Source organism: Belliella alkalica, from assembly GCF_022549785.1.
In the GTDB taxonomy this organism is placed as follows: Bacteria; Bacteroidota; Bacteroidia; order Cytophagales; family Cyclobacteriaceae; genus Belliella; species Belliella alkalica.
The window spans coordinates 224,887-237,944 of record NZ_JAKZGO010000001.1 but is presented as its reverse complement, the minus strand read 5'-3'; the positions used below and the strand labels follow the sequence as shown (position 1 = coordinate 237,944).

The 13,058-nt window shown below is 32.1% G+C and carries 10 protein-coding genes; 8 read left to right on the top strand and 2 right to left on the bottom strand.

Features of this window, described 5'->3' with window-relative positions:
* The first annotated feature begins 287 nt into the window (after nt 1–287).
* The 5 genes from MM213_RS00985 (at nt 288) to MM213_RS00965 (ending at nt 6,312) form a co-directional block, all read left to right on the top strand.
* Entirely contained in the window at nt 288–896 is a 609-nt protein-coding gene (locus MM213_RS00985; protein WP_255806893.1) for a sugar transferase, read from the top strand.
* Between the two features lie 58 nt (nt 897–954).
* Complete coding sequence (locus MM213_RS00980; RefSeq protein WP_241409431.1) at nt 955–1,719, top strand: YdcF family protein; 765 nt, start codon at nt 955–957, stop codon at nt 1,717–1,719.
* Nucleotides 1,720–1,727: 8 nt separating this feature from the next.
* Nucleotides 1,728–2,915 (top strand): aminotransferase class I/II-fold pyridoxal phosphate-dependent enzyme, encoded by a 1,188-nt coding sequence (locus tag MM213_RS00975; protein ID WP_255806892.1) that lies wholly within the window; start codon nt 1,728–1,730, stop codon nt 2,913–2,915.
* An 11-nt stretch (nt 2,916–2,926) separates the two neighbouring features.
* Complete coding sequence (locus MM213_RS00970) at nt 2,927–4,243, top strand: UDP-glucose dehydrogenase family protein (protein ID WP_241409430.1); 1,317 nt, start codon at nt 2,927–2,929, stop codon at nt 4,241–4,243.
* 155 nt (nt 4,244–4,398) lie between these two features.
* Complete coding sequence (locus MM213_RS00965) at nt 4,399–6,312, top strand: polysaccharide biosynthesis protein (RefSeq protein ID WP_241409429.1); 1,914 nt, start codon at nt 4,399–4,401, stop codon at nt 6,310–6,312.
* 618 nt (nt 6,313–6,930) lie between these two features.
* Here MM213_RS00965 and MM213_RS00960 read toward each other — a convergent pair.
* Complete coding sequence (locus tag MM213_RS00960) at nt 6,931–7,629, bottom strand: LytR/AlgR family response regulator transcription factor (RefSeq protein ID WP_241409428.1); 699 nt, start codon at nt 7,627–7,629, stop codon at nt 6,931–6,933.
* A gap of 119 nt (nt 7,630–7,748) precedes the next feature.
* On the opposite strand from MM213_RS00960, the gene MM213_RS00955 reads away from it, so the two are divergent.
* The gene (locus tag MM213_RS00955; protein ID WP_241409427.1) at nt 7,749–10,709 is read left to right on the top strand and encodes a PAS domain S-box protein; all 2,961 of its coding nucleotides are present in this window, start codon (nt 7,749–7,751) and stop codon (nt 10,707–10,709) included.
* Complete coding sequence (locus MM213_RS00950; RefSeq protein WP_241409426.1) at nt 10,699–11,733, top strand: ATP-binding response regulator; 1,035 nt, start codon at nt 10,699–10,701, stop codon at nt 11,731–11,733. Before MM213_RS00955 ends, MM213_RS00950 begins: the two co-directional genes overlap by 11 nt.
* A 3-nt stretch (nt 11,734–11,736) precedes the next feature.
* Here MM213_RS00950 and MM213_RS00945 read toward each other — a convergent pair whose 3' ends face one another.
* Entirely contained in the window at nt 11,737–12,093 is a 357-nt protein-coding gene (locus MM213_RS00945) for a response regulator (protein WP_241409425.1), read from the bottom strand.
* 234 nt (nt 12,094–12,327) lie between these two features.
* Between MM213_RS00945 and MM213_RS00940 the strand changes: the two genes are divergently transcribed.
* Nucleotides 12,328–13,056, top strand: a complete 729-nt coding sequence (locus MM213_RS00940; protein WP_241409424.1) for a LytR/AlgR family response regulator transcription factor — start codon at nt 12,328–12,330, stop codon at nt 13,054–13,056.
* Nucleotides 13,057–13,058 lie beyond the last annotated feature (2 nt).

The window sequence follows — 13,058 nt, the reverse complement described above, 5'->3', positions numbered from 1 at the left end:
GGGCTTAACTTGGTATCAATAGAATTATTCAACTGATTATAAGTTCGTTATGGTATTGCGTTTTCTTTTAAATGTAATCATCCTAATTAGATTTCTTATTGAAATCTTTTAGCTCCAAAAGCGTTTGAAATTTTCTTGTTCAATGTATTTCTAAGGTATACTGATCGGGGATAAGATATAGGTTTCCTCTCAATTATTGGGTCATTGTTAACAAAATTTCTTAAGCCATTTGACTACGCATTTCTGTCATGTTTCTCTTTATTCTATAAAAAAATTAGTGTCGTGTAATGATTTACAAATTATATATTAAAAGGTTTCTAGACTTATCAGTTTCACTGGTTGTACTTATATTGGTGTCTCCAGTTTTTATTTTCACATACTTAGCGCTTTTAATTTTAAATAATGGTAAGGTTTTCTTTTATCAGGAAAGACCTGGTTTGAATCAAGAACCTTTTTACATCATCAAATTTAAAACGATGAATGATAGGAAGGATAAATATGGAAAACTTCTTCCAGATAAGTCTAGGCTCACAATTGTTGGGAATTATGTTCGTAAGCTTTCAATAGATGAACTTCCTCAGTTAATAAATGTCATAAGGGGAGAAATGAGCTTGATTGGTCCAAGGCCTCTTTTGTATAAATATATACATCTCTATTCAGCTAATCAAAATAGAAGACATGATGTAAAACCTGGTATTACTGGTTGGGCGCAAATCAATGGTAGAAATAGTATCTCTTGGACCAGGAAGTTTGAATTGGATGTTGAATATGTAGATAATTTAAGCTTTCAATTAGACTTTAAAATATTTTGTCTTACAATTTTTAAGATAATTCAAAGAGATGGGGTCAATCAATCCTCAGAACGTCCTATGGAGCCATTTAATGGAGTGAATTAATGGAAGGTTTTAAAATTTACAATAGCTGTTTCGAAAGTTTAGTTTTAATGCTGAAGTCATGGTGATTTTATTAAATCCATTATTGTATCTCTTATTAGGTTTAACTGTAATTTGGTTTTCTAAACATAGAACGGGTGCTCTATTGTGGTTAGTTTGTTTATACTTTTTTAGTAACCCAATCATTATTAATTCCCTAATACAAAGAAAAGAAGCAGATTTCCCGCCTCTTGAATTTATGAATTTGGATCATAATCTAACCTACCACATTCTAGTGTTAGGAGCAGGTAAGAATGATGATCTTCGATTGGCAGGCAATCAAAGACTTTCTAAAGAAGTTTTAACTAGGTTGGTTGAAGGGATTAAATGGATGAGAAAACTACCAAATGCAATTTTAATTTGTTCTGGCCCCAAAGTGAATGGAGATAAGTCTCAAGCCGAATTGGTGAAAGAAACCGCAATGCTATTGGGCTTACCAGCAGAAAGAGTATCTATTCAGGAATTAGTGTACAATACAAGAACTGAGGCCGATGTTTATATCCAGCAATATGGAATTAATACACCGCTAATTTTATGTACCTCAGCATTACATACCCCAAGAGCAGTGAGGACTTTTGAACTTGCAGGTGTAAAAAGTGTAATTGCTTCACCCTCATCCTATCTCACACCCAATAAAAATACCAATTGGGGTGATTTTATCCCCGATATCCGAAGTTTTGAGAAGTGGCAAACTTACCTTAAAGAAATTATAGGTCTGTTTATTATTCATAAAATTACTTCAGAAAAAACAAAGAATAAAGCCATTTTAATTCAATATCCCAATTAAGAATCTTTATGGAGATACAAGAAAAAAAAATAATTAAAGAAAAAATATGGCATTCTAAACCCCACATGAGTGGGAGAGAATCAAAATATGTACAGGAAGCTTTTGAGACCAATTGGATCGCTCCATTAGGTCCAAATGTCAATGGCTTTGAACAAGATATAGCGAACTTTCTAAATAAAAGAAAGGATATGCAAGTTCAAACTGCAGCTTTGACTTCAGGGACTGCAGCTTTGCATTTAGCTATGGTTATGCTAGGGGTAGGTCCAGGGGATATCGTAATGGTTCAAAGTTTCACTTTTTGTGGAACAACAAATCCTGTTGTGTATCAAGGAGCTAAAATCGTGTTTATAGATTCCGAACTTGACACTTGGAATATGTGCCCTAAGGCACTTGAAGAAGCCATAATTTATCACAATAACTTGCATGCTAAAACTTTGCAGCTAGGTGAAATTAAAGCTATTGTTCCTGTTCATTTGTATGGAATGCCTGCCAAACTTCAAGAAATACAAGAAATATCAGACAAATATGCTATTCCTATAATTGAAGATGCAGCTGAGGCTTTGGGTTCTTATTACAAGAGAAGAGCATGTGGGACTTTTGGTGAAATGGCAGCATTAAGTTTTAATGGCAATAAGATTATTACCACTAGTGGAGGAGGTGCTTTAGTATCTAGGCATAAGCAAAACATTGAGCAAGCACGTTTTTTAAGTACACAAGCTAGGGATTCAGCAGTTCATTATCAACATTCTCAAATTGGTTACAATTATCGTATGAGTAATGTAGTAGCTGGAATTGGTAGAGGTCAAATGGAAGTTTTAGAAGCAAGGGTTAAACAAAGAAGAGAAAACAATAAGCGTTATAGAGATTTCTTTCAAGATATACCAGGTGTAACTTTTCAAAATGAGCCAAATCATGACTTCTTTAGTAATTTTTGGTTAACAGCCATCTTAATAAATCCCGAAATTACTGGGTTTACGCGTGAGGATGTTCGCCTAGCTCTCGAGGTAGAGAATATAGAAGCAAGACCCCTTTGGAAACCCATGCACTTACAACCAGTTTTTCATGGCTCTGCTTTTTTTGGTCAAGGTATCTGCGTAGATCTTTTTGAAAAAGGTCTATGCCTTCCAAGCGGATCTAATTTATCAGAAGATGATTTTGACAGGATTTTTTCTGTTTTGCATGAAATGTTTAAATAAAAATATAAGTGATGAAAATAACAGTAATAGGAACGGGCTATGTTGGTTTAGTATCAGGTGCTTGCTTTGCAGAAGTTGGAATTAATGTAGTCTGTGTTGATGTAGACCAAAAGAAAATTGAGAATCTTAAAAATGGCATCATGCCTATCTATGAACCTGGATTGGAAGAAATAGTGAAACGAAACTATGCTTCGGGCAGACTACATTTTACCACCGATCTAAGCGAAGCTATCAATGGATCAGAAGTAGCTTTTATCGCTGTTGGAACACCTCCAGGAGAGGATGGTTCTGCAGACCTCAGATATGTGTTGGCAGTTGCTCATGAAATCGGGACCAGGATGACTGATTTCATCGTGGTGGCAACAAAGAGCACAGTCCCAGTTACCACAGGGGACAAGGTACGTGCTATTGTCAAAGAGGCACTGGACAAAAGAGGCTCTGAATTGCCTTTTGCAGTAGCTTCAAATCCCGAATTTCTAAAAGAAGGAGCAGCAGTAGAAGACTTTATGAAGCCTGATAGAATAGTTATCGGGGTTGATGATGAAAGAGCAAAAGAGTTTATGAAGCGATTGTATAAGCCTTTCCAACTCAATAGCGATCGTATCATCTTTATGGACATTCCATCCGCAGAAATGACTAAATATGCAGCAAATGCCATTTTAGCTACTAAAATATCCTTCATGAACGACATTGCCAATTTGTGTGAATTGGTAGGTGCCAATGCTAATCTGGTACGCAAGGGGATTGGTTCTGACCATAGAATAGGAACAAAATTCATATACCCAGGAGTAGGTTACGGAGGTTCGTGCTTTCCAAAAGATGTGAAAGCAATTATCAAAACTGGGAAGCAATATGGCTACGAACTTAATGTACTTCAAGCTGTAGAAGAGGTCAATGATGCTCAAAAGCATGTGTTAGTTAAAAAAGTCAAGCAACACTTTGGTGATGATTTGAAAGGAAAAACCTTTGCAATTTGGGGCTTAAGCTTCAAGCCGAATACAGATGATATGAGGGAAGCTCCTGCAACAATTATCATCGAAGAATTGATTGCCGCTGGTGCCAAAGTGAAAGCCTACGATCCTATAGCTATGAAAGAAGCAAAGTACACCTATATAGGGAATAAAATCACCTATGCCAAAGACGCCTATGATGCCTGTGTAGATGTTGATGCCTTACTATTAGTGACAGAATGGTCAGAATTCCGCATTCCTTCATGGGAAGCCCTCGGTAAACTTCTTATCAAGAAAATCATTTTCGACGGTAGAAATATTTATGATAAAAATTATTTGGAAAAACTTGGCTTTACGCATTATGGAATAGGTATGTAAAGGAGAATACTTGCTTATTCTTATTGCAAAGCTTTCTAAGAAAAGCGATGCAGACTGGTAACAAAGCTCTGATTTATCAATGTTTTGATGGGGGTTTTATCCAGTGTTATAAATGAAAATCATATAGTTTTTATATTTTCCAAAATAGAATTACCATGTTTAAAATTAAAAATCTAAGAACAGTACCCAGACTGTTGATATTAATGCTGGATCTGTCTCTAGTAATTAATTCTGGTCTATTTGCCTATTTCATTCGATTTAATTTCAACACTAAAGCATTCGCTTCGTACGAAATATTTCCAAGTGTCTTGATGCTAAGTCTCCACATATTTGTCTGGATGCTTTTAACAAAGACTTATGCTGGAATAGTAAGGAATACAGGTATTGAAGATATACAACGGTTAGCGGGATTGTTTGTAGGCTCATATATATCTTATATATCCATCAATCAATTTTTTGATAATTTAGGCTTCGTTTCTGATTGGTTTATGCCCAATTCTGTGGCTTTGATAGGAGTTCTATTGGCTTTCATACTTCTATTGGCTTTTAGAATGTTGGTGAAATACTTTTTTCAGTTTATGAAAGGATCTAAGAATACCATTACAAAAAAACGAATTGTAATATATGGAGCTGGAGATGTGGGTACAATGGCCTATCAGGTTTTTGAAAATAATGTTTTGTCTGATTATCAACCAATCGCATTTATTGATGATGATAATTTAAAATCAGGAAAGCGCTTGTTTGGAAAAAGAATTTATCATGACTTACATGGTTTAAAGCAATTATTAGATACAGGAAGTATTTCACAAGTAGTTATAGCAATTGCTGAAATAAGTAAATTAAAAAAGAAAGCTATTCTTGATTTATGTGCACAATATCAAGTAACCTGCAAATTAATTCCACCACCCAAAGACTGGGTTGATTCAGAACTGAGTTTGAACGATGTACGGCCCGTAAAAGTCGAAGACTTATTGGGTAGAGAAGAGATCAAACTGAGTAATGAAAAAATTGAGTTTAGCATCATTGGTAAAGTTGTACTTGTAACTGGAGCGGCCGGTTCAATAGGCAGTGAGATATCTAGGCAGCTGATAAAATACAAACCTAAATTATTGATCCTATTAGACCAATCAGAATCTCCTTTGTATGATTTGGAGCAAGAATTAAAAGGTCAATTTGAGTCCGTTTCTAGAAAAATTGTCCTCTGTGATATTAGAGATAAAAGTAAGTTGAGAAAGATTTTCGATAAATACAGACCAAATATACTTTTTCATGCAGCAGCGTATAAACACGTGCCTATGATGGAGCAATTTCCAGAGGAAGCAATAGAAACCAATATTTTTGGAACCAAAAATTTAGCTGATCTAGCGGTTGATTTTGATTTGGATAAATTCGTAATGGTCAGCACAGATAAAGCGGTAAACCCTACAAACGTAATGGGCGCGAGCAAACGTTTAGCAGAAATGTATGTTCAGGCTTATGGAAACTATCTAGAATTCCAGTATGTTGCTGGCTTTACTAAATTTATTACCACGAGATTTGGCAATGTTTTAGGTTCTAATGGTTCTGTTTTACCACTTTTCAAAAAACAGTTAGAATCAGGGGGGCCTTTGACAGTAACTGACAAGGAAATTACTAGATATTTTATGACCATTCCAGAAGCTTGTCAATTGGTGCTTGAAGCTAGTATCATGGGAAATGGTGGTGAGATTTTCGTATTTGATATGGGTGAGCCTGTAAAGATTTATGATTTGGCGAAGTCTTTTATAGAATTATCTGGTAAGAGGTTGGGGGAGGACATTGATATAGTTTTTACGGGGTTAAGGCCAGGTGAAAAATTATTTGAGGAGCTTTTCAATGATTATGAAAAGATACTCCCTACGTATCATAAGAAAATCAATATTGCACAAGTGATGCCTGAAGATCTAATTAGTCTGCAATCACATTTACAAATATTGGAAGGTATGCTATTCAAGAAATCTAAGGAAGTGCTTGTGGATATGCTATCAGAACTTGTACCAGGATTTACAAGTTCTTCTTATCCAAGAAAAAATAAATTGGAAGACTATTGAGGGATTTATATTTACTCTCAAAACAATAAAAAAGATGTAGTTATTTGGTTTAGGTATTAAAAGCTGAGCTCAATGGGTTCAGCTTTTTTATTTTTTTACTCTTTAAAAATTGATTTAAAATAATAAATGATAATTGACAATGACAACAGAAAGTGAATTTTAGCATGAATCATGCTGATAATCGTCGGCGGTTGACTGTCAATAACAGCAGAATCCAAAGCATGTACTTAATTAGATTTGTAAATTGGTATGAAAGCGGATTTACGTATAAAAAAAAAATTCTTCGAAAAATATTAATAGACTACTGGAATAATTGTTATCCTTTACTCTTAGCTATCCAATTTTCAACTTTAAATCTCTACAATGATAATGATTGCGATTGTACCTTCAATAGGAAGTTTACCTGATTTTTTTTCTTTTTTAATTACTAATTTTCAATAATTTACTTAATTATTTAAATTAAAAATTAGTTTGAATAATTTATTAATTGATTTTTAAATAACATCTGGAAACCAATTGTCTACATTCTATTAAATAAATAATCAGCTATTTTAATAAAATGTAAACAATTGGCGCTGTATTGATAAATTGTAATAATAGCCAGACATGTACCATAAATTATTGATTCATCTCTGATAATATTTTAAAGTATCCCCTCCTTATAGGAATTATAGCACCAGATACCTTCAATTCTTTTGAATTGAATGATGAAATTTTTTCAATATTGACTAAGTAGGACTTGTGAGGTCTTATAAATAGTTCTTCTGGTAACTGTGATTGAAGATCTTTTAATATGTCTCTGACAATATATGATTTGGCTGATGTAAAAACTTTAGTGTAAAGCCCATCAGCTTTTAAGTATAAAATATCTCCTAGTGGAATAGGAACGACATATCCTTTGTCTCTAATTTTTAAGCTTAACTTACCCAAATCTTTTTGGGAAATAGCATAAGGTTTTGATTTTAATGCTAAATAAACGGCTGTCTTAAGACTTTCTACTTTAAAAGGCTTTAGAAGATAGCCATCATATACCAAATTAGAAATTCTATCAAGATAGGATTGATCAGAATATGCAGTTAAAAAAATGATTGGGATATTAGTTCGATCTTTGATTTTATAGCACAAATCTATCCCATCTATATTCCCCTGAATTTGAATATCCATTAGAATCAAGTCTACTTTGAAACTATCTAAATATGCTAATACAGAATTTGCTTCTGAATAAATACCAACTACCTCGTAACCAAAATTTTCTACTATTTCTTTTATGTTAAGTGCTAGCTCAACTTCGTCTTCTACAATAAGAATCTTCTCCATACAGCGGTAATTTAGCTTTTAATTGCTATTAAAATTCATTTAAATTATGTTAAGAACATAATTAAGTAAATAAAGTGGTTTATAAACTCCTAATTAAAGTCTTAATTTGCATGTAACTTATGGTAAACAGCGAAGCGATTTTAAAGGCAATAGGAAAGTCTTATTTTATCCTGCAAAGTAAGGATAAAATAAAAGAGGCTATCCCTTCTATCTTATCTCTACTTGGGAACGCAACTCAAGTAGATAGGGTATACATTTTTCAAAATTATAAAGGTGAAAATGATGAACTTCATTTCTCTCAAAAATTTGAATGGGTTGCTGAGGGTGTAGTTCCACAAATAGATTTTGAGGAATTACAAAATGTACCTTGGTCAGTTTTTCCGATTGTTGCTGAAAAATTAAGCAAAAATCAAGTTATCAATGAAGTACTTAATGAAGAAACCAATGGGAAAGATTTTTATGATACCATGTCTGAACAGGGTATTCTCTCGTTTTTATTTATTCCAATAATGGTTGAGAATAAGTTTTGGGGTTTTATTGGTTTTGACAACTGTTCTACAAAGAATATTTACTCTGATGAACAAGCTGCTGCACTTCACGCTTTTACCTCCACACTAGGATATACCATATTATCAAAAAAACAGAAAAAGCGACTGCTTAAAGCAAAGGAAAGTTATTCTTTTTTAATAAATAATGTTAGTGAAGTCATTTTCAAACTTGATAAGGAAAGTAAATGGATCTTTATAAATAAACAATGGAAAAATATTACATCTAGAACAGTTAGCTCAACCTTAGGAAATGCTTTTAAATCAGCATTTGCAGAAGAATATAGAGAAACGATCTGTGGTTTAATGAATCAATTGACTATTGGTACTATTGAAAAATTAACATTTGAATCTGAATTATTAATGAGTGAAGGAGGCTCAAAATGGGTTAAAGTACAAGTTTCTCCTCAATTTGATTTTTCAAATGAAATAGTGGCATTTACAGGTTCTATTATTGACATAAATCGAGAAAAGGAAGTACTGGCAAAGCTTGAAGAAAGTGTTGAGCAAACTAACGCAGTTATCAACTCTGTGAAGGATACTCTATACACTTTTTCAGGCGATTTAAAAAAAGTGCTTTTCGTTTCTAAAAACATTGAAGTTCTTTGTATCGATAGGGAAAAGTATATTCAAACAGAAAACTATTGGTATGAAATCATTCATCACGAAGATAGAGACTTTGTTAAAAATGAAGTAGATAAACTTTTTAAATGTGGTGTTTTTGATGCTGTTTACAGAATTGTAAACGACCAAGGTAAAGTGCTTTGGATTCAAGACAAAGCTTGGGCAGTGAGAGATAATAAAAGTAAAATAATAAAAATTCACGGAAGGTATACAGATATAACTGAGCTAAAAACAAAAGAACTTAAGCTAAAAAGTAGTGAAGACTCTTTAAGAAAACTTAATGATTTACTTCAAGCTGTCAATGATACTCAATTAAGTTTTTATTTAGAAAAAGATTTTCAAACTCCGCTCTATACCCTTTTGACTAAAATATTAGAAATTACTGGGAGTAAATTTGGGTTTATTGGTGAGATTTTATTTGATGAAAATAATTATCCTTATTTAAAGACCCACTCAATTACCAATATTGCATGGTCTGATGAAAGTGAGAAATTTTTTAGAGACAACTATCAATCTGGTTTAGAGTTTAGAAATCTTAATACACTATTTGGTAGATCAATATGTTCTGGAGAGTTACTAATTTCAAATGATGTTGAAAATGATTTGAGAGCTACGGGAACTCCGGAAGGTCATCCAACGATCAAAAAATTCATGGGAGTCCCTGTTTATAAGGGAGATGAGTTCTTAGGATTGATGGGTTTTGCAAATAAAGACTCAGATTATACAGAATCCGATGTAGAAATATTACAACCTTTAATTTCTGGATATGCAAATTTAATTAAATCTATTAGAATACATAAGCAAAAGCAGGAAGCAGAAAGGTTACGTATTGAATCAGATGAAATGTATAGGCTTTTGTCAGAAAATACTGGAGATATTATTGCTTTGCATGCGTTGGATTTGAAGTTTGAGTACATTTCTCCTTCTATTCATAAGGTGCTTGGTTATACTCCTGAAGAATGTGTTGGTAAAGCTCCAGAAGAGGTATTTGGCTTATCTAGCATTAATACACCAAATCTTAAAATAGTTAATAATTTTTCTACAGTTATTAATCATCAGCACAAAATTACAGGCAAAGTAGTTGCATTAGAAACTATAATTACGCCACTGACTGATGATAATGGTATGGTCTATTCTTACATGGCAACATCAAGAGATGTGACTGAAAGAGAAGCAGTACTCACAGAATTAAAGGAATCACTTTCTAGGGAGCAAGAACTAAATCAATTGAAATCAAGATTTATATCCATGACTTCTCATGAATTTAGAACACCACTTGCTACAATTATGAGCAGTACTGAAATTTTGGAGATTTTACTTAGTGATTTGAAGGAAGATCATTTGGAGAGTAAGACAAAAGTGCACTTAGAAAGAATAAATAATCAAATTCAAAGGCTAACAAGAGTAATCGCTGATTTGCTTGTATTAGAGAAAAATGCCCAAGACAAAATTGTAATTAGTAAAGAACAAGTTTCAATTAATCATTTTTTGAGAAATACAGTGGATCATTATTTTCCTGATAGTATCAAAAAAATTAAACTGAATTTACCCAATGAAGATAGGATTATTAATTTAGACCCATCGATATTATCGCATGTAATTAACAACCTAATAGATAATGCAATTAAATATTCTTTTAATGCAAGTAGGAATCCTGAAATTTCTTTAAATTTAAGTGAGAAAACATATCAGATTATAGTTAAAGATTACGGTTTGGGAATTCCAATTGATGATCAAAAATATATTTTTGGATCTTTTTTTAGGGCGAAAAATGTCAATACAATTAAGGGTACAGGTTTAGGTTTAAATATTGTCAAGGAATTTATTGAAAAACTAGGCGGAGATATACACTTTGAAAGTGTAGAAAATGAAGGAGCAAAATTCATAATAACATTACCTTATGAACATTAAAATATTATTAGTAGAAGATGAAGTAGAACTTCAGCAAAACATAAAAGATATTTTAGAAATTCATGATTTTGAAGTTTTAACAGCTGATAATGGAGTGACTGCCTTGGAGCTTTTAGATAAAGAAATTTTTGATATAGTTATTTCGGATATAATGATGCCAGAATTGAATGGATTGGAATTGTTGGCTAGAGTTAGAAATGATAAGAAGTTAATCAACTTGCCTTTTTTATTCTTAACAGCAATGGTTGAGAAAGATGATTTTAGAAAAGGTATGGAATTTGGTGCAGAAGATTACTTGACAAAGCCTGTACACGCTAAAGACCTTATAAATGCAATCAATATAGCAATAGATAAGAAAAAGAGTAGAGAGCTTTGGCTTAGTGATAGTATTGAAAAAGTACTAAATGATGAAAGAAATGTGAAATATCATGAGCTTAGGACCCCTCTTTTTGGATTAATGTCAATTTTAGAATTGGTTACAACTTCTATAGATACATTTGACTATGGCCAGCTAAAAGAGATTCTAGTTACTGCATATGATGCCTCTAAAAGACTTAATGAAAGTTTATTAAATCTGGCTAGATTCAATGATCTAAAAACCTATGAACCTAAGAAATCTGATGTTATTTCAATCAAAGCTATTTTGGAAGAATCACTTGAAAATCATAAAAATGAATACGTTTTTATTTCCAACCATGATTTCTCTTGTCAATTTGATATTAACACTTTAGGCTTCATATTCAATGAAATTCTAACAAACGCAAGTAAATTCAATTCTAAAGAGCAGATTTTTCTCTCTTTGAAAGAAAAGACTTTAATTATAGCAAACCAACAAAAAATTATCCATCATCCCTGTAATTTGGATATTTCACCATTTAGTCAGATAGATAGAAAGTACAACGAACAACAAGGATTAGGTCTTGGACTCTATTTAAGTATGATTTATGCTAATAGAAATGATGCTAGTTTTTCAGCTCACATAAGTGATGATTTGAAATTTATAATCACAATTACATTTAAATGATTATTATCTATCCAGTATATCTAAGATTGTTTCGTATAGTTTTGCCAACTCAAGTGGTTTATTGAAACTTGATTCAAACAAAGACTCGTGCCCGACTAATTGATCTAAATTTCCTGCTGTAATGGCTATAATTGGAAGGTCAGGTCTAACAACTTTAATTTTGTATGCTAAATCTATTCCATTTAATCTTGGCATCATAATATCTGTTACGACAATATCATAGGACTTGTCATCATCTTGAAATTGATTTAATGCATCTTCTCCATCATAAGTAACGACTACTTCTTCATTTTTTTTTAAAAAGAAATGTTTTAGAACCGTTCTAATTATCAAGTCGTCGTCTACTACTAAAATTTTCATCTGCTTTTTATTAAAATACAAGTTTAGAAAATATATTTTATTTCAAAAGTTTAAACCATTTAATTGTAAATCATGTACCACTAATTCAAAAAAAACAATTCAAATAGTGGTTCAATACCTATCCAATCTTTTGGATGTAGTTTTTCATTTACGATTTTTATCACTAGATATCATTATTTTTTTAAACATCCTTTTATTTATTTAATTCATGCAATTAATAAATTTCAAAAAAGAATGATTGTAAATAACGTTGTTTTAGTTGAGGATGAAAACGATTTGGCACAAAATATTAAGGAGATCCTAGGTTCTCTTGGATTTTATGTCTCAGCTGTATTCGATAATTCATTGGGTGCTCTTGAGTTTATAAAATTGAACAAAGTTGATCTTTTAATCTTAGATATTATGATTAACGGTGATATGGATGGAATCTCACTAGCAATGGAAATAAAGAAAAAAATAGATATTCCAATTGTATTTATCACCGCTTATTCTGAAAATGAAATTATAAAAAGAGTTATAGATGTCTCACCAGACGGTTATTTACTAAAACCATTTACGAAAGAAAGTTTGAAAACGACTCTCTTATTATCACTATCTAATTATAAAAAAAGAAAGAGTAATGAAGTCGATATTAAAAATGACGAAGTTACAATTCAGATACGTGATAAAGGTTTTATTTCTTTGATTCCGGTTTCGGATATCCTTTATGCTCAAGCGGATGGTTTATACACTAAAATAATTACAACAAAGAAAACTTTTATGATTAGGGATATTCTTAAAGATTTAGAGGCAAGACTTCCAGCCTCAATATTTTTGCGTGTACATAAATCATATTTGGTCAATATGAATTGTATTGATTCTTTTAATGGTAAATTATTGCAAATTAAAGATGTACAAATACCAATTAGAAGAGGTTTTTATAAAATATTGAGATCTCTTTTAGGAAATCATGTGGAAAATTGAAA

What these genes read in the sequence shown, in the direction of transcription:
- MM213_RS00965 (WP_241409429.1), top strand. Translation starts at nt 4,399, where the DNA reads ATGTTTAAAATTAAAAATCTAAGAACAGTACCCAGACTGTTGATATTA.
- MM213_RS00970 (WP_241409430.1), top strand. Translation starts at nt 2,927, where the DNA reads ATGAAAATAACAGTAATAGGAACGGGCTATGTTGGTTTAGTATCAGGT.
- MM213_RS00945 (WP_241409425.1), bottom strand. Translation starts at nt 12,093, where the DNA reads ATGAAAATTTTAGTAGTAGACGACGACTTGATAATTAGAACGGTTCTA.
- MM213_RS00940 (WP_241409424.1), top strand. Translation starts at nt 12,328, where the DNA reads ATGATTGTAAATAACGTTGTTTTAGTTGAGGATGAAAACGATTTGGCA.
- MM213_RS00955 (WP_241409427.1), top strand. Translation starts at nt 7,749, where the DNA reads ATGGTAAACAGCGAAGCGATTTTAAAGGCAATAGGAAAGTCTTATTTT.
- MM213_RS00960 (WP_241409428.1), bottom strand. Translation starts at nt 7,629, where the DNA reads ATGGAGAAGATTCTTATTGTAGAAGACGAAGTTGAGCTAGCACTTAAC.
- MM213_RS00980 (WP_241409431.1), top strand. Translation starts at nt 955, where the DNA reads ATGGTGATTTTATTAAATCCATTATTGTATCTCTTATTAGGTTTAACT.
- MM213_RS00985 (WP_255806893.1), top strand. Translation starts at nt 288, where the DNA reads ATGATTTACAAATTATATATTAAAAGGTTTCTAGACTTATCAGTTTCA.
- MM213_RS00950 (WP_241409426.1), top strand. Translation starts at nt 10,699, where the DNA reads ATGAACATTAAAATATTATTAGTAGAAGATGAAGTAGAACTTCAGCAA.
- MM213_RS00975 (WP_255806892.1), top strand. Translation starts at nt 1,728, where the DNA reads ATGGAGATACAAGAAAAAAAAATAATTAAAGAAAAAATATGGCATTCT.